Origin of the sequence: Palleronia pontilimi (genome assembly GCF_016412875.1) — a bacterium.
In the GTDB taxonomy this organism is placed as follows: domain Bacteria; phylum Pseudomonadota; class Alphaproteobacteria; order Rhodobacterales; family Rhodobacteraceae; genus Palleronia; species Palleronia pontilimi.
The window spans coordinates 179,475-201,288 of the sequence record NZ_JAEKPD010000008.1 but is presented as its reverse complement, the minus strand read 5'-3'; the positions used below and the strand labels follow the sequence as shown (position 1 = coordinate 201,288).

The 21,814-nt window shown below is 64.9% G+C and carries 22 protein-coding genes; 14 read left to right on the top strand and 8 right to left on the bottom strand.

What is annotated here, in order from left to right:
- Positions 1-49: 49 nt before the first annotated feature.
- On the bottom strand, positions 50-1,063 hold the full coding sequence (locus ILP92_RS09820) for a C4-dicarboxylate TRAP transporter substrate-binding protein (protein ID WP_198916204.1): 1,014 nt from the start codon (positions 1,061-1,063) through the stop codon (positions 50-52).
- Positions 1,064-1,330: 267 nt separating this feature from the next.
- Between ILP92_RS09820 and ILP92_RS09815 the strand changes: the two genes are divergently transcribed.
- The 6 genes from ILP92_RS09815 (at position 1,331) to ILP92_RS09790 (ending at position 9,091) form a co-directional block, all read left to right on the top strand.
- Positions 1,331-2,110: an HpcH/HpaI aldolase family protein gene (locus ILP92_RS09815; RefSeq protein ID WP_198916203.1), complete on the top strand. Its 780-nt coding sequence runs from the start codon at positions 1,331-1,333 to the stop codon at positions 2,108-2,110.
- Between the two features lie 68 nt (positions 2,111-2,178).
- On the top strand, positions 2,179-3,627 hold the full coding sequence (gene guaB, locus ILP92_RS09810; RefSeq protein ID WP_198916202.1) for an IMP dehydrogenase: 1,449 nt from the start codon (positions 2,179-2,181) through the stop codon (positions 3,625-3,627).
- Between the two features lie 184 nt (positions 3,628-3,811).
- Positions 3,812-4,981 (top strand): RsmB/NOP family class I SAM-dependent RNA methyltransferase, encoded by a 1,170-nt coding sequence (locus ILP92_RS09805; RefSeq protein ID WP_198916201.1) that lies wholly within the window; start codon positions 3,812-3,814, stop codon positions 4,979-4,981.
- Positions 4,982-5,093: 112 nt separating this feature from the next.
- A complete protein-coding gene (locus tag ILP92_RS09800) occupies positions 5,094-7,379 on the top strand; it encodes an ATP-binding protein (protein WP_368667862.1) in 2,286 nt (761 codons plus the stop codon).
- Between the two features lie 140 nt (positions 7,380-7,519).
- Entirely contained in the window at positions 7,520-8,596 is a 1,077-nt protein-coding gene (gene recA, locus ILP92_RS09795; RefSeq protein WP_198916200.1) for a recombinase RecA, read from the top strand.
- A gap of 207 nt (positions 8,597-8,803) precedes the next feature.
- Positions 8,804-9,091 (top strand): DUF1330 domain-containing protein, encoded by a 288-nt coding sequence (locus ILP92_RS09790; RefSeq protein ID WP_198916199.1) that lies wholly within the window; start codon positions 8,804-8,806, stop codon positions 9,089-9,091.
- Here ILP92_RS09790 and ILP92_RS09785 read toward each other — a convergent pair.
- From ILP92_RS09785 to ILP92_RS09765, 5 genes are all read right to left on the bottom strand, one after another.
- Complete coding sequence (locus ILP92_RS09785) at positions 9,088-9,735, bottom strand: DUF6639 family protein (protein ID WP_198916198.1); 648 nt, start codon at positions 9,733-9,735, stop codon at positions 9,088-9,090. The genes ILP92_RS09790 and ILP92_RS09785 overlap by 4 nt on opposite strands.
- Before the next feature lie 88 nt (positions 9,736-9,823).
- Positions 9,824-11,644 carry a translational GTPase TypA gene (typA, locus tag ILP92_RS09780; RefSeq protein WP_198916197.1) on the bottom strand — a complete coding sequence of 607 codons (1,821 nt, stop codon included), beginning with the start codon at positions 11,642-11,644 and terminating at the stop codon, positions 9,824-9,826.
- 102 nt (positions 11,645-11,746) lie between these two features.
- Positions 11,747-12,616, bottom strand: coding sequence for a mechanosensitive ion channel family protein (locus ILP92_RS09775; RefSeq protein WP_198916285.1), 870 nt, complete (start codon positions 12,614-12,616; stop codon positions 11,747-11,749).
- A 72-nt stretch (positions 12,617-12,688) separates the two neighbouring features.
- Positions 12,689-13,303 carry a YitT family protein gene (locus ILP92_RS09770; RefSeq protein ID WP_198916196.1) on the bottom strand — a complete coding sequence of 205 codons (615 nt, stop codon included), beginning with the start codon at positions 13,301-13,303 and terminating at the stop codon, positions 12,689-12,691.
- 52 nt (positions 13,304-13,355) lie between these two features.
- A complete protein-coding gene (locus ILP92_RS09765) occupies positions 13,356-13,817 on the bottom strand; it encodes a hypothetical protein (RefSeq protein WP_198916195.1) in 462 nt (153 codons plus the stop codon).
- 130 nt (positions 13,818-13,947) lie between these two features.
- Here ILP92_RS09765 and ILP92_RS09760 point away from each other — a divergent pair, with 130 nt between their 5' ends.
- Entirely contained in the window at positions 13,948-14,544 is a 597-nt protein-coding gene (locus tag ILP92_RS09760; RefSeq protein WP_198916194.1) for a pentapeptide repeat-containing protein, read from the top strand.
- Between the two features lie 44 nt (positions 14,545-14,588).
- On the opposite strand, the gene ILP92_RS09755 is transcribed toward ILP92_RS09760, so the two are convergent.
- The gene (locus tag ILP92_RS09755) at positions 14,589-15,800 is read right to left on the bottom strand and encodes an NADP-dependent isocitrate dehydrogenase (RefSeq protein WP_198916193.1); all 1,212 of its coding nucleotides are present in this window, start codon (positions 15,798-15,800) and stop codon (positions 14,589-14,591) included.
- Positions 15,801-15,944: 144 nt separating this feature from the next.
- Here ILP92_RS09755 and ILP92_RS09750 point away from each other — a divergent pair, with 144 nt between their 5' ends.
- Together ILP92_RS09750 and wrbA are read left to right on the top strand one after the other, a co-directional pair.
- Positions 15,945-16,103 carry a YqaE/Pmp3 family membrane protein gene (locus tag ILP92_RS09750; RefSeq protein ID WP_198916192.1) on the top strand — a complete coding sequence of 53 codons (159 nt, stop codon included), beginning with the start codon at positions 15,945-15,947 and terminating at the stop codon, positions 16,101-16,103.
- A gap of 122 nt (positions 16,104-16,225) precedes the next feature.
- On the top strand, positions 16,226-16,819 hold the full coding sequence (gene wrbA / locus ILP92_RS09745; RefSeq protein ID WP_198916191.1) for an NAD(P)H:quinone oxidoreductase: 594 nt from the start codon (positions 16,226-16,228) through the stop codon (positions 16,817-16,819).
- Positions 16,820-16,966: 147 nt separating this feature from the next.
- Here the strand turns inward: wrbA and ILP92_RS09740 are convergent, their stop codons facing one another.
- Complete coding sequence (locus ILP92_RS09740) at positions 16,967-17,620, bottom strand: alpha/beta hydrolase (protein WP_198916190.1); 654 nt, start codon at positions 17,618-17,620, stop codon at positions 16,967-16,969.
- A 163-nt stretch (positions 17,621-17,783) separates the two neighbouring features.
- On the opposite strand from ILP92_RS09740, the gene iscR reads away from it, so the two are divergent.
- From iscR to ILP92_RS09715, 5 genes are all read left to right on the top strand, one after another.
- Entirely contained in the window at positions 17,784-18,245 is a 462-nt protein-coding gene (gene iscR / locus ILP92_RS09735; protein WP_198916189.1) for a Fe-S cluster assembly transcriptional regulator IscR, read from the top strand.
- A 78-nt stretch (positions 18,246-18,323) separates the two neighbouring features.
- On the top strand, positions 18,324-19,370 hold the full coding sequence (locus ILP92_RS09730; protein ID WP_198916188.1) for a cysteine desulfurase family protein: 1,047 nt from the start codon (positions 18,324-18,326) through the stop codon (positions 19,368-19,370).
- Between the two features lie 14 nt (positions 19,371-19,384).
- Positions 19,385-20,920 carry a Fe-S cluster assembly protein SufB gene (gene sufB, locus ILP92_RS09725; RefSeq protein ID WP_198916187.1) on the top strand — a complete coding sequence of 512 codons (1,536 nt, stop codon included), beginning with the start codon at positions 19,385-19,387 and terminating at the stop codon, positions 20,918-20,920.
- A 230-nt stretch (positions 20,921-21,150) separates the two neighbouring features.
- Positions 21,151-21,582, top strand: a complete 432-nt coding sequence (locus ILP92_RS09720) for a hypothetical protein (RefSeq protein WP_198916186.1) — start codon at positions 21,151-21,153, stop codon at positions 21,580-21,582.
- Positions 21,583-21,604: 22 nt separating this feature from the next.
- Entirely contained in the window at positions 21,605-21,814 is a 210-nt protein-coding gene (locus ILP92_RS09715; RefSeq protein ID WP_198916185.1) for a hypothetical protein, read from the top strand.

The window sequence follows — 21,814 nt, the reverse complement described above, 5'->3', positions numbered from 1 at the left end:
AGCGCGGCGCGTGGCCCCGGCGCAGGGCCGGGGCGGATTCAGGCGCGGTTCAGCTGCCGGACTTGGCTTCGGCCAGGGTCTTTTGCACCAGGTCGTACAGCTCTTGGGCGGGCATGCCCTGCGCCGACATGGTCTCGATCCATTCGGCGTGGATCGGGTCGGCCACGGATTTGAACTCGGCCAGCGTCTCGTCCGAGATCTGCACCTTGTTCACGCCCTTTTCCTCGAGCACCGTGTCCCAGCGGGCCAGGAGCTCGCCGTAATTGGCCAGGTAGTAATCGATCGCTTCGGGCACCGAGCTGTCGAGGGCTTCGCGGTGCTCTGGGCTCAGCGCCTCGTAGGCGTCGATGTTGACGACCACGGGGCAGTTGACGGTGCCGGGGTTCAGGTTGGCGGTCCACCAGTCGGCTTCGTTGATGGTGCCGAAGGAAAGGTGGGCGTGCTGGGCGAAGGCGACGGTATCGACGACGCCGGATTCCATCGCCTGGTAGGCCTCGGACGAGGTGACCGAGGTGGGCACGGCGCCCACGGCGGCGAACGCGTCGCCCAGGCCGCCCGTGGCGCGAACGCGCATGCCTTCGAATTCCGACAGTTCGTCGCGCGGCTCGCCGGTGCCGACCAGGTTGTATTGCGGCATCGGGCTGGTCATCAGCATCTTGGCGTTCCACTGGGCCATTTCCTCGGCCACGGCGGGGTGGTCGTAGACCGCGTGGCTGACGGCCACCTCCTGGTCCAAGTTCTCGACGCCCAGGAACGGCAGTTCCAGCACGGTGATCGCGCGGTTCTTGTCGCGGTGGTAGCCCGCGCAGAACTGGGCCATCTCGAACGCGCCGATTGAGATACCATCCAGGTTCTCGGTGTTCTTCGACAGCCCGCCATAGCTGACATTGATGGTGAACTCGCCGTTGGTCTTTTCGGCGACCAGCTCGGCCAGCTTTTCGACATGCTCGGTAAACGCGCGGCGCTTGCCCCAGAGCGAGGCGTTCCATTCGGTGGCCATGGCTTCGGTGGCGAACGCAGTGGCAAGCGCGGCCAGGGCCACGCGGCTCATCATGTTGGACATGTCAGTCTCCCTTGGTTTCGTGCGGGCGATTAAGTCGCCTCGGATGTTTGTGCGCGTATCATCGGGGCTGGGCGCGGGGGATCAAGTGGCAAATGGTGCGGGATGGACGACACCGCGCAAACCGTTGATCGGAGGGGAGATTTCGGAGTGAGTTTCTTCGCCTCCGTCACCGCGCGTGCGAGTTTCCACACAAATTCCGCGCAAAGCAGCTTTCGCGCCGGGTGTCCTGCGCATAGCATCGCGCGAGTTTAGGAAAGGATGGTGGCCATGCCCGCGCCCGAAAACCGCGTCAAGTCCGCGATGAAAGCCGGTCACGTCCAGTTCGGGCTTTGGCTTGCCTCTGCGAACCCCACCATTGCCGAGATCGCGTCGCGCGCGGGTTTCGACTGGTGCCTGATCGATGGCGAGCACGCGCCCACAGCTCTGCCCTTGGTGCTGGCGCAGCTTCAGGCGATGGCGGGCGGCGACGCGGCGGTGGCCATGCGCCTGCCGGTGGGCGACGTGCGGCTGGTCAAGCAGGCGCTGGACCTGGGCCTTCAGACCCTGCTGATCCCCATGGTCAACACCGCGGAGCAGGCGCGCGAGATGGTACGCGCGACCCGCTATCCGCCGCATGGCATCCGCGGCGTGGGCGCCGCGATGGCGCGCGCGACCTCCTATGGCGCGAACACCGACTACCTGCCGAATGCCTGCGACCAGATCTGCCTGATCGTGCAGGCCGAGACCGTCGAGGCGCTGGACAACCTGGACGACATCGCCGCCGTCGACGGGGTGGACTGCGTTTTCCTGGGCCCCGCCGATCTGGCCGCGTCGCTGGGTCACCTGGGCAATACCGGGCACCCGGAGGTCCAGGACGCCATCCGCGACGCGGTGCGGCGGATCAAGGCGGCGGGCAAGGCCGTGGGGCTGATCACCTTCGACGAGGCGGCGATCGCTGGCCTGGTCGAGCTGGGCGGCGACTTCATCGCTGTCGGCGGGGATATAGCACTTCTGGCGCACGCCATCCACCGGCGCGCCGAAACGGCGCAGTCGCTGAAGCCGCGCTAGGGCTTTCCAATCCCCGCGGTCCGTGAAATAGCAGGGCGTCAATCGAAGCCTCCCAAGGAGATCATCCCATGGAGATTCGCGAGGCCCTGACCTTCGACGATGTTCTGTTGCTGCCCGCCGCTTCCACCGTGATGCCTTCGACGGCGGATACCCGGACGCGCGCGACGCGCGACATCACCATGAATATCCCGCTGCTCAGCTCGGCCATGGACACCGTGACCGAAGCGCGGATGGCCATCGCCATGGCGCAGGCGGGCGGGATCGGCGTGATCCACCGCAATCTGGACGTGGATGCGCAATCCGACGAGGTCCGGCGCGTGAAACGCTTCGAAAGCGGCGTGGTCTACAAGCCCATAACACTCACCCCCGATCAGACCCTGGCCGACGCAAAGGCGCTGCAGGAAAAGTATCGCGTCACCGGCTTCCCGGTGGTCGATGCGCGGGGCCGGGTCGTGGGAATTGTCACCAATCGCGACATGCGCTTCGCCAGCGACGATCGCACGCCGGTCAAGGCGATGATGACGTCGGATAACCTGGCCGTGCTCAACGAGCCGGCCGACCTGGAAGAGGCCAAGAGCCTGATGAAGGCGCGCCGGATCGAGAAGCTGCTGGTCGTCGATGCCGACGGCAAGCTGACCGGTTTGCTGACCCTGAAGGACAGCGAGCAGGCCGTGCTGAACCCGCAGGCCTGCAAGGACCGGCTGGGTCGCCTGCGCGTCGCCGCTGCGACCACCGTGGGCGATGCGGGCTACGAGCGGTCCGCCGCGCTGGTGGATGCGGGCGTCGACATCGTCGTGATCGACACGGCCCACGGGCACAGCGCGGGCGTGGCCGAGGCCGTGCGCCGCGCCAAGTCGCTGTCCAACGAGGTGCAGATCATCGCCGGCAACGTGGCCACCGCCGAAGGTGCGCGGGCGCTGGTCGATGCGGGCGCGGATGCGGTGAAGGTGGGGATCGGGCCGGGCTCGATCTGCACGACGCGCATGGTCGCGGGCGTGGGCGTGCCGCAGCTGACCGCGATCATGGATGCGGTCCAGGGTGCCGGAGATGTTCCGGTGATCGCCGATGGCGGGATCAAGTTCTCGGGCGATTTCGCCAAGGCCATCGCCGCGGGCGCATCCTGCGCCATGATCGGCGGCATGATCGCGGGAACGGATGAAAGCCCCGGCGAGGTCATTCTGTACCAGGGCCGCAGTTTCAAGAGCTATCGGGGCATGGGATCGCTCAGCGCGATGGCCCGCGGCTCGGCGGATCGGTATTTCCAGAAGGACGCGGCCAGCGACAAGCTGGTGCCCGAAGGGATCGAAGGCCAGGTGCCCTACAAGGGGACGGCCAGCGCGGTGATGCACCAGCTCGTGGGCGGCCTGCGCGCGGCCATGGGCTATACCGGCAACGCGACGATCGACGAGATGCGCCGCAACTGCCGCTTCGTGAAGATCACCGGCGCGGGGCTGAAGGAAAGCCACGTCCACGACGTGACGATCACGCGGGAATCGCCCAATTACCGGCTCGGCTAGGGGTGTCGGCCCATGCGGCAGAGTTGACTGAATCCGCCCTGAGATCCTTAAAGTATGGGGTGCAATCCGCTGATTTGAATACGGATTATGGGGTTTTGAATCCTGATCTGGCCCTTGCGGCGGGCGGTTGGTTCGGTGAACGTATCCCACTTCGCCTGACGCCCGCCACGGGCCGCCGCCAGGCATGACACCTGCGGCCCGTGTCCAGACGGCGATCGAATGCCTGGATCTCGTCACCCGCGGCGAGCCTACCGAGCGTGTCCTCCTCCGCTGGGCGCGGGACGCGCGCCACGCGGGCTCGAAAGATCGCGCCGCCGTGCGCGATCTCGTCTTCGATGTGGTGCGGCGCTGGTGGTCCTCGGCGGCCTTGGGTGGCGGCGAGACGGGGCGCGCCCGCATGCTCGGCTATCTGCGCGGGATCGGGGAAGATCCGGCAACGCTTTTCACCGGGCAAGGCTACGGTCCGGCGACGCTCGGCGAGGCCGAAATAGCAGCGGGCGCTGCGCCCGACCCCTTGGCGGCATGCGATTGCCCGCCCGACTTCGCCGAAGACCTGCGGGCCAGCCTGGGCGCCGAGTTTGACCCGGTCATGGAGCTTCTGCGCAGCCGCGCCCCGGTCTTCCTGCGCGTCAACCTGTTGAAGGCCACACGCGACGACGCACAATCGGCCCTGGCCACAGAAGGCATCGAGACGGTGCCCCATCCGCTGTCGCCCACCGCCTTACTCGTCACGGCCCGCCCGCGCGCCGTCGCCGGATCGCGGGCCTTCGCGCAAGGCCTGATCGAGCTTCAGGACGCCGCCAGCCAGGCGCTGGTGGACGCCCTGCCGCTGGCGGGCACGCGGCGCGTGCTGGACTATTGCGCGGGCGGCGGCGGCAAGACACTGGCGATGGCCGGACGGCACCGGGCGCTTTACCACGCCCACGACATCTCGGCCGCACGGCTCCAGCCCCTGTTGGCCCGCGCCGAGAGGGCAGGCGCATCTGTGACCTTGCGCGGCGCAGACGAATTGGCGGCCGAGCCCCCTTACGATCTGGTCCTCGCCGACGCTCCGTGTTCGGGATCTGGGGCGTGGCGGCGCAGCCCCGAAGGCAAGATCCGACTGAGCCGCGCGGATTTCGACGCGCTGTTGGTGCAGCAGCGGGCAATCCTGCACGCGGCCGCGGACAAGGTAATCGCGGGCGGCGTGCTGGCCTATGCGACATGCTCGCTGATGCGGGCCGAAAACGACGCGCAGGTTGAGCTGTTCCTGGCGGATTGGCCCGCGTTCCGGCTGGAGACGGTCAGGAACTGGACCCCGCTCGACGGCGGTGACGGATTTTTTGCAACCATCCTGCGCAAAGGCGCGTCATAGCACTTCCAAAGGTTGTATCCGGGCGCGATCCCGCTGAAGGTTTTGTTTGGTTAATCCGGCATTAACCTCGGCCGTGCCATGAACGTGCGAGCTTCAGATCGAAAGGAATTGCGTGTCCGATACCCGCGTGCCATCGACCCGCGTGCTGCCCGGCCTTGCCCCGTCATTGGCAGGGCTGACAGCCGTGGCTGCGCTCTGCGTGGCTGCCGCGTTGACGGTGCAGGGCGGTCCTTCGGGGTCCTTCCTGGCCGCGGGCGCGGTTACCCTGGCCGGTGTCGTCACCATCCTGGCCGTTGCCACCGGTCTGCGCCGCGCGTCGCCCCTGCGCGTGGACAGGCATCTGCGCACGCTCTTCCAGGCGGATCAATCGCCGGTTTTCGTGACCGATGCCCAGGGTGTTGTCCTGTGGCGCAACGCCCGTTCCAGCACGGCCCTCGGGATCAGCGACGGGCTCGAGATCCTCGATGCGCTCGCGCGTCCGGATCTTGATCTTCAGCCGTCCGTCGCCGTGCTTCTGGGTCAGGCCCGGTCGTCCGGGATGGCCCGCGGGGGTATTCGCCTGGATGGCGCCGCGCGGACGCTCGCGCTGACGCGGGTTTCGTCCGATCGCGTGGTCTGGCGGCTCGAGCCGGAAACGGGACAGCGGGCAGGGGCGGCCTGGCAGCTCCGGTCGGATGGAGACGGCAATATCATGTGGATATCGCCGGATTTGCTCGATCAGCTCGACGCATCGCCCCTTCTTTTAGCGGATCTGTTCGTGGATCCGCCGCTGCGCCCCGACACGACCCAAGGGGTGCGGTTGGCCAATCGCAGCGTCCAGGTCTACGCGACCCGCCGCGAGCTTGGCGACGGCCTGCAAGAGATCACGTTCACCGAAGCCCGCGACGAAGATCCGTCGGGTCAGTTCGAAAGCCTTCCGGTTCCGCTTCTGCAACTGGAACGCGACGGCTCGGTGACCCGCGCGAACCGCCTGGCACGCCAGCTGCTGCTGCTCGAACCCGGCGAAGTGGCGACGCTGCAGTCGTTGGTGGAAGGCTTGGGGCGCCAGGTGGCGGACTGGCTGGCCGATGCGTTCGACGGCCGCGCGCGCGGTCGCCCCGAGGTCATGCGCGCCTCGCGGGCGGTTGGCGATCTTTTCGTGCAGGTGACGCTGGACCAGGCGGGCGACGGCTCGGACGGCCCGATGATGGCGGTCCTGAGCGACGCGACCGAGCTGAAAACACTGGAAGCGCAGTTCGTTCAAAGCCAGAAGATGCAGGCGATCGGGCAATTGGCCGGCGGCGTGGCGCACGATTTCAACAACCTGCTGACGGCCATCAGCGGGCATTGCGACTTGCTGTTGCTGCGCCACGATCCCGGTGACCAGGATTTCGCCGATCTCGAGCAGATCAACCAGAACGCCAACCGTGCGGCATCGCTGGTCGGCCAGCTTCTGGCCTTTTCGCGCAAGCAGAACCTGCGCCCCGAAACGCTGGATCTGCGCGACATCCTGTCGGATTTGACCCATCTGCTGAACCGTCTCGTGGGCGAGCGGGTCAGCCTGTCGATCTCGCACGATCCGAACCTGCAAATGGTGCGGGCCGACAAGCGCCAATTGGAACAGGTCATCATGAACCTGGTGGTGAATGCCCGCGATGCCATGCCCGAGGGCGGCACGATCCAGATTCTGACGCGGATGCTACAGCTCGATCTTCCCGAACCCCATGGGCGCGTGGATGTTCCCGCCGGCCGATATACCATCGTCGAGGTCATCGATCAGGGGATCGGGATCCCGGATGACAAGATGCCGAAGATCTTCGAGCCGTTCTTCACCACCAAGCGCACGGGCGAGGGCACAGGCCTGGGCCTGTCGACGGCTTATGGAATCGTCAAGCAGACCGGCGGATACATCTTCGCCCGCTCCGAAGTCGGCAAGGGCACGACCTTCAGCCTTTATTTTCCGGCCAGCGCGGCGCCGTCATCCGCCAGGCGGGTCGAGATTGCGCCACCGAAGGTCGCGTCGACCGGGCGCGAAGGGCGCATACTTCTGGTCGAAGACGAAGCGCCCGTCCGCGCATTCGCGGCCCGCGCGTTGCGCCTGCGCGGCCACCAAGTCATCGAGGCCGAGCACGCCGAGGCGGCGCTTAAGATCGTGCAGGACCCGTCTGTCCGGATCGATGTCTTCGTGACCGACGTCATCATGCCGGGGCGCGACGGGCCATCGTGGGTGCGCGAGGCCCTGGTCCAGCGACCCGACACGCGGGTGATCTTCGTTTCGGGCTACGCCGAGGAAAGTTTTGCCGAGAACCAGGCCGCCATTCCGCAGTCGCGTTTCCTTCCCAAGCCGTTTTCGCTGGTGGACCTGACCTCGGCGGTCGAAGCCGAGCTGTCGCTGGCCGCGCAAACGGAGGACGCATGAAGAGTGATCGGAGAAATCCGGGCGCACCGAACGATTTTTGTTGAAATGTTCTTATTTTGTGCCAGAACTGGAAGGGAACAATAATAGAACATCAAGGCGCGTTGTCGCCGACGCGCGTGCATGAAATAAGGAGCAGAGATATGGGCAAGGCTGGACTTCTGGACATGGCTGAAAAGCAGAACACTGACAAGCAAAAGGCGCTCGACTCGGCGCTGGCGCAGATCGAACGGCAGTTCGGCAAGGGCTCGATCATGAAACTGGGCGGCGACAATCAGTTGCCGGACATCGAATCGACCTCCACCGGCTCGCTGGGCCTGGACATCGCGCTGGGGATCGGCGGCTTGCCCAAGGGACGTATCGTCGAGATCTACGGCCCCGAAAGCTCGGGCAAGACTACGCTGACGCTGCACTCCGTGGCCGAAGAGCAGAAGAAGGGTGGGGTTTGCGCCTTCGTCGACGCCGAACACGCGCTCGATCCGCAATACGCGCGCAAACTTGGCGTGAATCTCGATGAGTTGCTGATCAGCCAGCCCGACACCGGCGAGCAGGCTCTCGAAATCACCGATACACTGGTCCGGTCCGGCGCCGTCAGCATGGTGGTGGTCGATTCGGTCGCTGCGCTGACTCCGAAATCCGAGCTCGAGGGCGACATGGGCGACAGCTCGGTCGGCGTCCACGCACGCCTGATGAGCCAGGCGATGCGAAAGCTCACCGGCTCGATCAGCCGCACCGGCTGCACGGTGATTTTTATCAACCAGATCCGCATGAAGATCGGCGTGATGTTCGGCAGCCCCGAGACGACGACGGGCGGCAACGCATTGAAATTCTACTCGTCGGTCCGCCTGGACATCCGTCGCATCGGATCGATCAAGGATCGCGATGAAGTCGTGGGCAACCAGACCAAGGTCAAGGTCGTCAAGAACAAGGTCGCGCCGCCTTTCAAGGTGGTCGAATTCGACATCATGTATGGCGAGGGGATTTCGAAAACCGGCGAGCTCTTGGACATGGGCGTGAAGGCCGGGATCGTGGACAAGTCGGGTTCGTGGTTCTCTTACGGGGATGAGCGGATCGGCCAAGGTCGCGAGAACGCGAAGACGTTCCTGAAGGAAAATCCTGCCATGGCGCTCGAGATCGAGGACAAGATCCGCGCCGCGCACGGGCTGGACTTCGACGGGGCCGGGCCCTTGGATGACGGCGACGACCTGATGGAAGACTGATCGTCTTTTCGGCTTCCGAACTATTGATTTGAGGGCTTGCCAAGATCCGGTGAGCCCTTTTTTGTACGATACAACAGGGCCGGGCAGGAGTAATGCCCAGTTGGATCTGCACGGCCTTGAATACAGATGGCAGGATCAAAACGCTCGCATTGCTCTTCGTCCGCCATGGTGACACGCTGCTTCGCACATACGCATGAAAGGACCGCCATGCCTGCCCTTTGGATCGCCCATGTCCGTGTCTCGGATCCCGAGGCCTACGGACGATACGCCGAGCTCGCAACCGACGCGATCGCGGCCCATGGCGGCGAGTTCATCGCGCGAGGCGGGCGCTATGTCCAACTGGAAGGACCTGACCGGCCGCGCAACGTGGTCGCGCGCTTTCCCAGCGTCGAAGCCGCCGAAGCCTGCTACCGGTCGGAGGCTTACCAGGCGGCCATGAGCCACGCCAAAGGAGCGGCCGAGCGCGAGCTCTGCATCGTCGAGCTCGATCCCTAGAACGGGTGCTCGACATCGAAATGGATGTTGCCCCGCATGATCTGGTCCACGAACTCGCAAGGCGCGTCGCGCTGGGACAGGTGCAGCCACGCCTTTTGTGAGAACTTGTCCGGTGCCATCAGCAGGAAGACGGGATTGATCTCGTCGCGCGAAATGTCCCGGTCATAGGTGAAGTTCGACGTGACCGCGGCGCGCGCGGCTGGCGGCAAGGTCTGGATCTGCATCGCGTAGGCTAGGTATTCCGTGGTCGCCAGGCAATTCTCGAACGGGCAAGGCACGCGGTCATAGGCGGCATGGGTCATTTCGTGCGCGATGACGCTGGCGAATTCCAGGTCCGGCGAAAGGAACCGAAGGGGGCGGTCGGGGCGCGCGATCGAGGCAAGGTGATCGGGCGTGGCCACCAGGATTTCCTTGGTCTGGCAATCGTATAGCCCGGCGCAATCGACCGGAAGATCCGTCGTGGCGGTGATCCGCAGGGGCGTCGGCACGCGGATGTTGCACGCCGCAAGAGCCTTGGCCTTTTCGCTGGCCGCGGCGCAGATCATGCGTCGCACCGCGGGGTCATCCGCCACGGCGGTCACGTCGATCTCGGGGCAGACTTCCGATGCGGCATTCGCCCCATTGGCGATTGTCAAGCTCAACAAGACTAGGCTCAAGACGCGCATCGCGAAGCCCCCCACGTCGGAACAGGATCACCTGATCTTGGACGCAGGGGCCCGTGTTTTCAACCTGTCAGGCGGTTGCCTTGGCCTGGCGCTTGCGCTCGTGCGGGTCGAGATGGCGCTTGCGCAGACGGATCGCGTTGGGCGTGACCTCGACAAGCTCGTCGTCGTCGATATAGGCGATGGCCTGCTCCAGTGACAGCGTGACGGGGGTTGTCAGGCGCACGGCTTCATCGGTGCCCGAGGCGCGGACGTTGGTCAGCTTCTTGCCCTTCAGCGGGTTGATCTCGAGGTCGTTGTCGCGATTGTGCTCGCCCAGAATCATGCCGGTATAGACGTCTTCCTGCGCGCCGATGAAGAACTTGCCGCGGTCTTCCAGGTTCCAAAGCGCGTAGGCCACCGAGACGCCGTTCTCCATCGAGATCAGTACGCCCTGGCGACGACCCGGGATCGGGCCCTTGTGCGGGGCCCAGGCGTGGAACACGCGGTTCAGAACGCCGGTGCCGCGGGTGTCGGTCAGGAACTCGCCGTGATAGCCGATCAGACCGCGCGACGGTACATGGGCGATGATGCGGGTCTTGCCCGCACCGGCCTGCTTCATCTCGACCAGCTCGCCCTTGCGCGCGCCGGTGATCTTTTCGATGACCGCGCCCGAATATTCGTCGTCCACGTCGATGGTGGCTTCCTCGATGGGCTCATGCAGGACACCGTCGATGTCGCGCAGCAGCACCTGGGGGCGCGAGATCGACAGCTCGAACCCCTCGCGGCGCATGTTCTCGATCAGCACGCCCATCTGCAATTCGCCGCGACCCGCGACCTCGAAGGCCTCGCCCCCGGGCGTGTCGCTGACCTTGATCGCCACGTTGGTCTCGGCCTCTTTCATCAAGCGTTCGCGGATGACGCGGGACTGCACCTTCTTGCCGTCTCGGCCCGCAAGGGGGCTGTCGTTGATGCCGAAGGTGACCGTGATGGTGGGCGGATCGATGGGCTGGGCGGGCAGGGCTTCGTCCACGGCCAGCGCGCAGATCGTGTCGGCAACGGTGGCCTTGGACATGCCCGCCAGCGACACGATATCGCCCGCGACGGCTTCGTCGATATCCTGCTGGCCGAGGCCGCGGAAGGCCTGGATGCGGGTGACGCGGAACTGCTCGATCTTCTGGTTCGACCGGCTGAGCGCCTGCACCGTGGCGCCGACCTTCAGGCGGCCCGACTCGACCCTGCCGGTCAGCAGGCGGCCTACGAAGGGGTCGGCGCCCAGCGTCGTGGCCAGCATGCGGAAATCCTCGTCCGCGCGCTTTTGCTGCGCGGGCGGCGGCACGTGGCGGACGACCAGGTTGAAGAGCGCGTCCAGGTTCTTGCGCGGCCCGTCCAGCTCGGCGTCGCACCAGCCGTTCCGGCCCGAGGCGTAGAGATGCGGGAAATCCAGCTGATCCTCGTCCGCGTCGAGATTGGCGAAGAGGTCGAACACCTCGTCCAGCGCGCGGTCGGGCTCGGCATCGGGCTTGTCGACCTTGTTCAGCACCACGATGGGTCGCAGCCCTAGGGCCAGCGCCTTGGAGGTGACGAACTTGGTCTGGGGCATGGGACCTTCGGCGGCATCGACCAGCAGAACGACACCGTCAACCATGCTCAGGATGCGCTCGACCTCGCCGCCGAAATCGGCGTGGCCGGGCGTGTCGACGATGTTGATGCGCGTGCCCTTCCATTCCACGGACGTGTTCTTGGCCAGGATCGTGATGCCACGCTCGCGCTCCAGGTCGTTGCTGTCCATGGCGCGTTCGGCCACGGACTGGTTTTCGCGGAACGCACCGGACTGTTTCAGAAGCTCGTCGACCAGCGTGGTTTTGCCGTGGTCGACATGGGCGATAATGGCGATATTGCGCAGATCCATGGGGGATTGCCTTTGCGGACAGATGTCAGGGTTGCGCGGGCCTTACATCGCAGGCGCAGCATTGACCAGCGGTTCCTGACGTCGCACCCGCGAAACCGAAAATCAGATATTCTTGTCCCCGTCTGACCCTGAGCTTTGCTGCACGATCGTCAGCGGCTCCTTAAAGGTCAGCGTCTGGTAGGGGAACGGGATCTCGACGCCCGCGTCGTCCAGCGCGCGCTTGACCGCCGCCACGACCTTGTCGCGCGAGCGGCGGATGTCGAGCGGCGTCGATCCGGTCCACCAGGTGATCTCGAAATTGATCGAGCTTGCCGCGAATTCCTGAGCGAAAATCTGCACGTCGCGCACGTCGTCGCGCACCGAATCCACCTGCTTGACCGCGTCGATGATCACCTCGCGGCAGTGATCCACGTCTTCGCCATAGGCGACGCCGCAGATGACGGTGGTGCGGCGCAATGCGGTCGAGGTGCGGATGGTCACCGGGTTCTTGAAGAACATGGCGTTTGGCGCAACGACCATCTGCCCGTCGGTTTGCCGCACATGGGTGTCGCGGATCGTGATCTCTTCGACCTGGCCGTCGATGCCTTCGCATTCGATAAAATCATCGACCGAAAACGGCTCGCGGATCAGCAGCAGGATGCCCGCCAGGAAATTCTCGAACACGTCCTTGAAGGCGAAACCGATGGCCACGCCACCCACGCCAAGGGCGGTCAGCGCTTTGCCGGGCGTGATGGTGGGCACCGCGATGGTCAAGGTGATCAGCGCGGTAAACAGCCAGAAGCCCACCGTCAGCAGCATCACGATCACATCGCGCAGGGCGCGCCGGACATGGGCCTTCTTTAGGGATTTCGGGACGATCCATTGAACGATGCGGATCACGATGAACATGAACGTGAAGAACACCACCGCCGCGACCAGCTGCGGCAGGATCCGCCAGAACCCGACGGTGTAGTTTTCCAGCTGGTTGCGCATGGGCTCGGGGAAGATTTCCCAGAGCGTGTTGAGCCACTCGAACATCAATCAGATCCTTGCCGTCGCCTTCGATCAGGTGGCGATATAGCGGTCGCGCCGGTGATTGACAGCGATGATCAGGTTCAGCACGACCGCGCCCAGCAACGAGTAGAACACCAGGCTGGGCGGAAACAGGAAGGCGGCGACCGAGAAGAGCGCGGCATCGAAGCCCAGTTGGACGTATCCCGCCTTCAGCCCGAAGCGGTCCTGCAGGTAAAGGGCCACCACGCCGATTCCGCCCAGGCTGCCGCCATGGCGAAACAGCGCCAGCAGCCCCGCGCCGGTCAGCGCACCCACGATCAGCGCGCCCAGCGCGGGCGTCACATGCGCCAGCGTCAGGCCCGCTGGCAGAAGCTCGACCATGCCCGACAAAAGCGTGACCGAGATCAGCGACTTCACGGTGAAGATCCGGCCCATGCGCTGCCAGGCCAACCAGTAGAAGGGCAGATTGACCACGAAGAACACCGCACCGAACGGCCAGCCGGTCAGGTAGGACACGATCACCGCCAGCCCCGCGGTCTGGCCCGTCACCAGACCCAGGAAGGTCAGAAATTGCAGACCCAGCGCGCACATGAAGGTGCCGAAAACGATGCCTTGCGCGTCTTCGATCCATGTGTGGCTTTTCGTCTGGGACGCAGTGTCGATCATGGTCTGCGTTCTGGCCCGCCGCGCGGATCGAGGCAAGCGGTGCCGACTGCGGTCACTCGACGATGATGCGGCCGAACACCTCTTTCGGCGGGATGGATTGATCGCGCACGTAGATCGGATAGACGCCCTTGCGCATGGGGTGGAAGCTGAAGCGCGCCGTGCCCGCATCGTCGCATTCGATGGCCCGGAAGCTCAGCCCTTGCATGTAGAATTCCAGGTCCGTTTCGGCCACGGACAGGACCCGGATATGGGCGTTTTCCAGAAGCTCCGTCGCCTCGAAGTGAAAGCCGGTCTCGGATGTCAGCTCTTCGGGGCAGACCAGGTTGAAACGGTAATAGCCGCCATGGGCGAGGGTGAATTCGTCCTGGCTGAGCACGGGCGCACCGTCGTCGCCGTGGGTCACTTCCATGAAGATGTCCTCGGGGGCGCCGGATCCGACCCGGCCCGACTCCTGCGTCTGCGCCAGTGCGGGTCCGGCAAGGAAAAGGGCGAGGGCGGCGGCGATTGGTTTCATGGTCGGTCCTTTGGTTCGGTTCGCGGCCATGATCGCCAACGCCGACCGCGGGGAAAATGCGCCAAAGGTCGCGTTGCGCGATGTTGCGCCGGGACGCGATAGTCCCGCAACCCTAAAGGAGTCGCCTGCCATGCGGATGTTGCTGCCGATCTGCCTGCTGGTGTCGATGCCCGCTCTCGCCGCGGCGCCCGGCGCGGTCGAACGCCTGCTTGCCGAAAACCAGTGCCGCGACTGCGACCTGGCCGACGCGGATCTGAGCGGCGCGGACCTGCGGGATGCCTACCTGACCTACGCGGTGTTCGACGGCGCGGACCTGTCGGGGGCCGACATGCGCGACACGTTCATGCCCTTCGTCCGCTTCCGGAACGCGGACATGCGCTGCATCGCCTTCGACCGGGCCAACGCGCGCGGATCAGACCTGTCGGGCGCGAATCTGGTCGGTGCGTCGATGGTGGAAGTGGCGTTGCCCAAGGCGACACTGAGCGGCGCGGACCTGGGCGGCGCCGATCTGACGGGCGCCTTCCTCATGGGCGCCAACCTGCGCGACGCCAGCCTGGTGGACGCGGTCTTGCGCGGCGCGGACCTGACGGGTGCGGTGCTGTCGGGGGCCGATCTGAGCGGTGCGGATCTGACAGATGCAATCTTGCAAGCGGCGGGGCTGAGCGGGGCGGTCTTCTGCAAGACCGTGATGCCGGATGGGGCGATGCGCGACGACGGCTGCCCGTAATGAGAAGGGGCGGCGCCGCGATCGGCACCGCCCCCGAAGCTGCCTTAGGACAGCGCCTTCTGCAGGTTCTCGTCGACCTTGTCGAGGAACCCGGTCGTGGTCAGCCACTTCTGCTCGGGGCCGACCAGCAGCGCCAGGTCCTTGGTCATGTCGCCCGATTCCACGGTGTCGACGACGACCTTTTCCAGCGTCTCGGCGAATTGCATCAGCTCGGCGTTGTCGTCCAGCTTGGCGCGGTGCTTGAGCCCCCCGGTCCACGCGTAGATCGACGCGATCGAGTTGGTTGAGGTCTGTTCGCCCTTCTGGTGCTGGCGATAGTGGCGGGTGACGGTGCCGTGCGCGGCTTCGGATTCGACGACCTTGCCGTCGGGCGTCATCAGGGCGCTGGTCATCAGCCCCAGCGATCCGAAGCCCTGCGCCACCGTGTCGGACTGCACGTCGCCGTCGTAATTTTTGCAGGCCCAGACATAGCCGCCCGACCACTTCATCGCGGCCGCCACCATGTCGTCAATCAGGCGGTGCTCGTAGGTCAGGCCCGCTTCCTTGAACTTGTCGGCGAATTCGGCGTCGAAGATGCGCTGGAAGATCAGCATGAACTGGCCGTCATACTGCTTCAGGATCGTGTTCTTTGTGGACAGATAGACCGGGTAGTTGCGCTTCAGGCCGTAGTTGAACGATGCGCGGGCGAAATCCTCGATCGAGCTGTCCAGGTTGTACATGCCCATGTAGATGCCCGAGGACGGCGCGTCGAAGACTTCTTCCTCCATCACGGTGCCGTCTTCGCCCACGAATTTCATCGACAGCTTGCCGGGGCCGGGGAATTTCATGTCCGTGGCGCGGTACTGGTCGCCGTAAGCGTGGCGTCCGATGATGATGGGCTGGGTCCAGCCCGGCACCAAGCGCGGCACGTTCGAGCAGATGATCGGCTCGCGGAAGACGACGCCGCCCAGGATGTTGCGGATCGTGCCGTTGGGGCTGCGCCACATCTTCTTCAGGCCGAATTCTTCCACGCGGCCTTCGTCCGGCGTGATCGTGGCGCATTTCACGCCGACGCCGATTTCCTTGATCTTGTTGGCCGCGTCCACCGTGATCTGGTCTTCGGTGCGGTCGCGCTCTTCGATTCCGAGGTCGTAATACAGCAGGTCGATGTCGAGATAGGGCAGGATCAGCTTCTTCTTGATGAAATCCCAAATGATGCGGGTCATCTCGTCGCCGTCGAGTTCGACCACGGGGTTGGCGACTTTGATCTTGGGCATGGGGGAACAGACCTTCCTGTTGATGCGGTGATTTACCGTGCCTCATAGACCAGCGCGCCCGGTTAGGGAAGGGTATGCAGCGGTATACCGGGAATGGAGCGGAACAATCGACTGGGTCGGCCATTGGCGGCGAAAGGAGTCACCATGGACATCATCCGCATCATCGTCGCGATCCTGCTGCCGCCGCTTGGCGTTTTCCTTCAGGAAGGCCTTGGCAAGCATTTCTGGATCAACATCCTGCTGACCCTTCTGGGGTATTTGCCCGGGATCGTCCACGCCCTGTGGATCATCCTGAAACGCTAGAGCGCGCGCATCGGCCCTCCGGTGCGATGCCGCACATCAAGTGATCGTGCGTGCGCCGTTTCCAAGGGGCCCGCACGACACCACCTAAGATGCGGTATAACCGCTGACATAGGAGAAGACCCATGGCCGATCCCAAAATCCTTATTCTGTTCTATTCGACCTACGGCACGAACCACGCGGTGGCGCTGGCCGCGGCCGACGCCGCGACGGAGGCGGGGGCCGATATCCGCGTGCGCCGCGTCGCCGAAAGTGCCCCAAAAGACGTCGTGGAAAGCCAGGACGCCTGGAAAGCCCAGCTCGAAAAGATGCAGGACATCCCCGAGGCGACACCGGACGACATGGAATGGGCCGACGGCTATTTCGTCTCCGCGCCAACCCGGTTCGGCGTCGTGGCCAGCCAGCTGCGCGTCTTCATCGACACGCTGGGCGGGCTTTGGCAGAAGGGCGCGCTGGCCAACAAGACCTTCACCGCGACCACGTCTTCGAATTCGTCCCATGGCGGGCAGGAGGCGACGATCCTGTCGCTCTACACCACCGCGATGCATTGGGGCGCGATCATCGTAGCACCGGGCTACGCCGATCCCATCAAGTTCGAGGATAACGGCAACCCCTACGGCTTCTCGATGGCCGCGGGCGAGCTCGAGGATGTGCATCGCAAATCCATCGGCTACCAGGCGACGCGGCTGGTCGAGATGACGCGGAAGCTGGTGGGCTGACACCGACGCGGCAGTCCGCACGGGCTGCCGCACATTTAAATTAGACGGCGGAAAGCGCCATTCACTACACCCCGACGCGAACGGGCCGCTCGTGGCGTTTTACGATGAGCTGCAGGGGATTCAACAACCGGGCGGCTTGGTCGCGGATCAACGCGATGTTTCGGTCAACCGGCGTTTCACGTAATCCTGCACCAGGCCGATCATCGGCTCCATGTGCGGATCTTCGAAGAAGTGGCCCGCGCCTTCCATTTCCTCGTGCGTGACGGTGATGCCCTTCTGCTCATGCAGCTTGCCCACCAGCGTGTGCGTGTCCTTCGGCGGGGCCACGCGGTCATTGGTGCCGTTGATGATCAGGCCCGAGGACGGGCAGGGGGCGAGGAAACTGAAATCGTACATATTGGCGGGCGGACTGACCGAGATGAAGCCGGTGATCTCGGGGCGACGCATCAGAAGCTGCATCCCGATCCACGCGCCGAAGCTGAAGCCCGCGACCCAGCAATGCTTGGCGTTGTTGTTCATCGACTGCAGGTAGTCCAGAGCGGCGGCGGCATCCGAAAGCTCGCCGATACCCTGGTCGTATTCGCCCTGGCTGCGGCCCACGCCGCGGAAGTTGAAGCGCAGAACGGTGAAGCCGAGCTCCAGGAACGCGTAGTGCAGGTTATAGACCACGCGGTTGTTCATGGTCCCGCCGAACTGGGGATGCGGATGCAGCACGATGGCGATCGGCGCGTCGCGCATCTTCTGCGGGTGGTAGCGGCCTTCCAGACGGCCTTCTGGGCCGGGAAAAATTACCTCGGGCATCGGCGATGGATCTTTCCTGTGTCGCGGCGCCCGGCCATTGTTGACGAAAAGCGTCGGGCACCTTAGAAGCATTCTAATCTGGCAGGCCAAAGGCGTGCCGGTTGACTTGTCAGGTAGTGGGCGGCGCGTGTCGCGTCAACACTCGCGCGGTTTTGGGGATGGCATGAAGCTCAGCACGAAGGGACGCTATGCGATGGTCGCGCTCAGCGACCTGGCGTTGCACGGGCGCGACGGTCTGGTGTCGCTTTCCGAGCTGTCGAAGCGCCAGAGCATTTCGCTGCCATACCTCGAACAGCTCTTCGTGAAGCTGCGCCGCGACGGCCTTGTGGAATCGGTGCGTGGTCCGGGCGGTGGCTACCGGCTGGCGCGCCCGGCCTCGGAAATCCGCGTGTCCGAGGTCCTGGGCGCGGTGGATGAGACGGTCAGCGCCATGCATCTGGGCGCGGGCGCGTCGGGCGGCACGTCGGGAACCCGGGCGCAATCGCTGACCAACCGGCTTTGGGAAGGGCTGAGCGCGCAGGTTTACGTGTATCTGCACCAGACCCGCCTGTCGGACGTGGTGGGCAACGACCTGGCCCCGTGTCCCGCGGTTCCGACCTTGTTCGAGGTCGTGGATGATGGTTGATCGCGCGCCATACGGGGCTCTGCCCCGCCGCTGCGCGGCTCCCCGAGGTATTTGGGGAAAGATGAAGGGGCAGGGCGCGTGAGCGGGCGGGTCTATCTGGACTGGAATGCCAGTGCACCGCTGCGCCCCGAGGCGCGCGCGGCGATGCTTGCGGCGCTCGACGTCGCGGGCAATCCGTCGGCGATCCATGCCGAAGGCCGCGCGGCGCGCGCTTTGGTCGAGCGGGCGCGGGCACAGGTGGCCACGGCGATGGGGGCCGAAGCGGCGGACGTGGTCTTCGTGTCGGGCGCGACCGAGGCGGCGGCGCTGGCCTGTGCGGGGCGCGGATTGGTCTGCGCGCCCGTCGAGCACGAAGCCGTGCTGGCCTGGTGCGACGCGTCGCTCGGCATCGACGCGCGCGGCGGCGTGGTGGTCGCGGATCCGTCCGTGACGGCTTTGCAGGCCGCGAATTCCGAGACGGGCGTGGTGCAGGACCTGCCGCAAAGACTGGCGCTGGTCGACGCGACGCAGGCCTTCGGGAAGATCCCGTTCGCCTTCGACTGGTCCGGCGCGGACATGGCGATGGTGTCGGCGCACAAGATCGGCGGGCCGAAGGGCGTGGGCGCGCTGGTGATCCGGCGCGGGCTGGACGTGGCCGCGCGGATCCGCGGTGGCGGCCAGGAGATGGGGCGCCGCTCGGGCACCGAAAACGTCGCGGCGATCGCCGGATTCGGTGCCGCGGCCGCGGCGGCGGCACGGGATCTGGACGCAGGCGTGTGGAATGACGTGGCGGGACGGCGCAATGCGTTCGAGGCGCATCTGGCAGATCACGCCGAAGGGCTTATCTGTGTAGGGCAGGATGCCGCGCGTCTTCCCAACACATCCTGCCTTGTCACGCCCGGCTGGAAGGGCGAGACGCAGGTCATGCAGATGGACCTTGCGGGGTTTGCGGTCAGTGCCGGCTCGGCGTGTTCCAGCGGCAAGCTGCGCGGCAGCGGCACGCTGGCGGCGATGGGTTTCGACGAAACGGCGGCGGGATCGGCCCTGCGGGTGTCGATCGGGCCCGACACGAGCGACGAGGATTTGGCGCGGCTGGCCGATACATGGCTGGCGGCGCGGCAGAAATACCGGGCCCGGGCGGCCTGAGAAGGAGAAGAACCATGAGCGAAGACACCATCCTGCACGAGAAGGTGAAAGAAGGCGTCGACCAGCAGACGGTCGATGCCGTGGCGCAGCTCAGCGGCACGTACAAGCACGGCTGGAACACCGAAATCGAGATGGATTTCGCGCCCAAGGGCCTGACCGAGGACATCGTGCGCCTGATTTCCGAGCGCAACGACGAGCCCGAGTGGATGCTCGATTGGCGGCTGGAGGCCTTCGCGCGCTGGCAGAAGATGGACGAGCCCGACTGGTCCATGCTGAAATACGCGCCCGTGGACTACCAGGAGCAGTATTACTACGCGTCGCCCGCGTCGATGAAGGACAAGCCCAAGTCGCTGGACGACGTGGACCCCAAGCTGCTGGAAACCTACAAGAAGCTGGGCATTCCGCTGAAGGAACAGATGCTTCTGGCCGGTGTCGAAGGGGCCGAAGACATGCCCGCGCCCGATGGCGAGCGCCGCGTCGCGGTGGATGCCGTGTTCGACAGCGTCAGCGTCGGCACGACCTTCAAGAAGGAGCTGTCGAAGGCGGGGGTCATCTTCTGTTCGATCTCGGAAGCGATCCGCGAGCATCCCGAGCTGGTGAAGAAGTATCTCGCGTCGGTCGTCCCGGTGCAGGACAACTATTTCGCCACCCTCAATTCGGCGGTCTTCAGCGACGGATCCTTCGTCTATATCCCCAAGGGGGTGCGCTGCCCGATGGAGCTGAGCACCTATTTCCGCATCAACGCGGAAAATACCGGCCAGTTCGAACGCACGCTGATCATCGCCGACGAAGGCAGCTATGTCAGCTACCTGGAAGGCTGCACCGCCCCCATGCGCGACACCAACCAACTGCACGCGGCGGTGGTGGAGATAGTCGCGCTGGACGATGCCGAAGTGAAGTATTCCACAGTCCAGAACTGGTATCCGGGCGACGAGAACGGCAAGGGCGGCATCTACAACTTCGTCACCAAGCGCGCCGATTGTCGGGGCGACCGCTCGAAGGTGAGCTGGACGCAGGTGGAAACCGGCAGCGCGCTGACGTGGAAATACCCGTCTTGTATCCTGCGCGGAGACGACAGCCAGGGCGAGTTCTATTCCATCGCCATCACCAACAACTGGCAGCAGGCCGACACGGGCACCAAGATGATCCACCTGGGCAAGAACACCCGGTCGCGGATCGTCAGCAAGGGCATCAGCGCGGGCCACGCGCAGAACACCTATCGCGGGCTGGTGTCGATGCATCCCAAGGCCAAGAACAGCCGCAACTATACCCAGTGCGACAGCCTGCTGATCGGCGGCGAGTGCGGCGCGCATACGGTGCCGTATATCGAGGTCAAGAACAACAGCAGCCGGGTCGAGCACGAGGCGACGACGTCCAAGGTCGATGACGACCAGATGTTCTATTGCCAAAGCCGCGGCCTGGACGAGGAAGAGGCCGTGGCCCTGATCGTCAACGGCTTCTGCAAGGAAGTCCTGCAGGCGCTGCCCATGGAGTTCGCCATGGAAGCGCAACAGCTTGTCGCGATCTCGCTAGAAGGCTCGGTGGGCTGACCCGATGGCGCGCAACGTGCAAATTAACGATGAATCGTGGGGGCTTGACCCCACGTTATGGCGCGCCACCGCCATTTCCGTGCCCTTGTTTCGCCGTTTTGCCCCGGCATTACTGAACTTGGGGAAACGGGAAAGTTTCGGGGAGTGGTCTCTTGCACGGCAAAGCTGCGACACAGAACAAGTCTTTCGAACAGCGCCTTGCGCTGATCGCGAAAGGTGCGTCCGGGACGATGCAGAAGCAGATCTCGGCACATCCCGAGGGCGGCGCGCAGCTGCGGATCAAGAGCGCGTCCAAGAAGATCCCGTTGCACCGGCTGGCCTTCGCGCTGGCCATCGGCGCCGCGTCGATGATTGCCGCACGCGCGGCGTTCATCCGGGTGGAGCCATTGCTGGGAACGGACATGCCGACCCTCAGCTGGGCGGTCCTGCTGCTGGGCGACCTGGGATTGGCCGGGATTGCAGCCGTGCTTGCCATGATCGCCCTGCGTCTCGACAAGCCCGCGCTGCAAGGGGCGATGGCGGTGGGCGTGGGCGCGATGTTCCTGGGCGACGCGCACATGGCGACGCTGTTTCCCGAAGCGTTCGCAACGCTTTACACCGACACCTATGCGAATCGCGTGATGCTCGAGCACGGACCCATCCTGGCGGCCTTCGCCAACTGATCCTATCCTGTGGGACCGCGGCATGAGCGGCCTTGACCGCATCCGCGTGCCCGAATCGAAGCGCTGGATCGCCAGCGTTATCATCGGGGTGGCCACGGTCATGGGACTGATGGTCAGCGCGTCGTGGTGGATGGCGGCATCGTTCCTGCATTTCATCGTCGCGGCGGTCGTTTCGGCCGCCATCGGCGTCGCCATTTCCGTGCTGTTCCTGCGCGACAAGCGGCGGCGCTGA